At 38.3% G+C, this 1,626-nt stretch carries 2 protein-coding genes; both read left to right on the top strand.

What is annotated here, in order from left to right; genetic code table 11:
• The first annotated feature begins 238 nt into the window (after positions 1 to 238).
• On the top strand, positions 239 to 1,174 hold the full coding sequence (locus RH85_RS07550; protein ID WP_006711620.1) for a chemotaxis protein CheV: 936 nt from the start codon (positions 239 to 241) through the stop codon (positions 1,172 to 1,174).
• Between the two features lie 122 nt (positions 1,175 to 1,296).
• Positions 1,297 to 1,488 carry a transposase gene (locus RH85_RS07545; RefSeq protein WP_006711619.1) on the top strand — a complete coding sequence of 64 codons (192 nt, stop codon included), beginning with the start codon at positions 1,297 to 1,299 and terminating at the stop codon, positions 1,486 to 1,488.
• Positions 1,489 to 1,626: the final 138 nt, after the last annotated feature.

Genomic DNA, 1,626 nt, shown 5'->3' with positions numbered 1-1,626 from the left:
ATCACTTACGGGGCTTGGTATGCCTAACACTTGGCGTATTGGGTGAAAATTAATCTAGATGGGGCAGCTCGGCTTCGAAAATGAATTACACAACAAAGCCAATCAATGATGTTATTGATTATACACGTAATAGCTTATACAGTTGAACAATTGTCGCAAACAAGAATAAATTTAGGATTTATCTTTCACATGTACGAGAAAAAAATTTTTTTAAGTAAAGAATACGGATTATCATAATATGTCAAACCACAATATTTTACTTGAAAGCGGGACAAACGAGTTAGAAATTGCAGAATTTCAGCTCATTAAGCAGCTACCTGACGGAACGACGAAAGCAAACCATTACGGTATCAACGTTGCCAAAGTTCGTGAAGTCATTAAATTCCCGGAAATTACAGACTATCCAAAGGGTGGAGAATACATCCTAGGTGTTTTCAAATCTAGAGATAAGGTGGCGCCTCTCATTCATCTATCTAAATGGCTTGGAATAAAAAGTGCTATACATTCAGATAAAAAATTCGTTATCGTTACCGATTTTAACGGTGTGACTAATGGATTTTTAATAGACGTCATAAATCGTATCCATAGAGTATCTTGGTCTGATTTACACTCACCGGAAAACATCTCAATTTCTGATGATAACGAGTGTATTATCGCGACAGTTAATCTTGATGGTAAGCTCGTTTTTGTTCTCGATTTTGAACAAATAATTGCTGATATTAATAATCGTGTTGATATGAGTAGCTATGAGCTCGGACTAGACAGCAACATTGAGATGTCAGCAAGAAAGATTAAGCAGCGCAGCCAGCATAGTGTGCTCATTGTTGATGACTCGAAATTCATTCGAGATCAGTTGGTTATGGTTGCAACCCAAGCTGGATATAACGTTATAACTGCCTCTGATGGGTATATCGCATGGGATACCTACCAGAAAAAATCTGCTACTATCGCCGCCGTCGTATCTGATGTCGAAATGCCTAGAATGGATGGGTTACATCTTTGCAAATTAATATCTAAAAGTGAGAATAAAACTCCTGTTATTATTTTTTCCTCAACAATGACGAATGAAAATCGCATTAAGGCTCTTGATGTAGGTGCTTTAGATGCAATTACTAAACCAGAGATTGATCGGCTCGTCCCTCTGCTCGATCAATGCCTACTTAATCCATTATAAAATAGGGATTTATGATTATTTTCAACAGTCCAAGTAATCCACGCGTAAGATGAAAAAAGGTCATGGCTCCAGCATGGAGATCTGTTTAGAGGTATGATTTCATACAACTAAAGAGGTCAAAAATGCCAAGAAAAATTACCCCTGAATTCAAACGTGAGTGTGCTGAGTTGGTTATCACTCATGGCTACAGTCACAAAGATGCTGCCGCAGCGATGAACGTCGGTTTATCATCGATTCAACGTTGGGTTGCGCAGTATCGACAAGAGTTATCAGGTATTACACCCAAGCTTACAGCTCAAACAACTTCAAAGTGACAATGAACTGTTAAAAAAGCTTCGGCCTTCTTCGCAATCGAAATGAACAAAAACAGATAGTTGCGGTAAAACTGAAGAAGATAGGCTACCCAGTAAAACAGATTTGCCGTTGTTTAACACTCGCTGCCAGTTCGTTTT

It is taken from the genome of Vibrio ichthyoenteri ATCC 700023 (assembly GCF_000222605.1).
GTDB classification, from domain to species: Bacteria; Pseudomonadota; Gammaproteobacteria; order Enterobacterales; family Vibrionaceae; genus Vibrio; species Vibrio ichthyoenteri.
The sequence above is the reverse complement of the archived record's forward strand: the minus strand, read 5'-3'. Positions and strand labels throughout refer to the sequence as shown.